1 rRNA gene is annotated in these 221 nt (G+C 48.4%); it reads right to left on the minus strand.

Features of this window, described 5'->3' with window-relative positions:
- Nucleotides 1-221 (minus strand): 23S ribosomal RNA (locus tag F3J41_RS23280); the annotation flags it as partial.

A 221-nucleotide genomic window follows, 5' to 3' on the forward strand; every position in this document is an offset into this window, starting at 1 on the left:
AGCCACAAGTCATCCGCTAATTTTTCAACATTAGTCGGTTCGGTCCTCCAGTTAGTGTTACCCAACCTTCAACCTGCCCATGGCTAGATCACCGGGTTTCGGGTCTATACCCTGCAACTTAACGCCCAATTAAGACTCGGTTTCCCTTCGGCTCCCCTATGCGGTTAACCTTGCTACAGAATATAAGTCGCTGACCCATTATACAAAAGGTACGCAGTCAC

The sequence above is a fragment of the Pantoea sp. Ap-870 genome, from assembly GCF_011752515.1.
Classification (GTDB): domain Bacteria; phylum Pseudomonadota; class Gammaproteobacteria; order Enterobacterales; family Enterobacteriaceae; genus Pantoea; species Pantoea dispersa.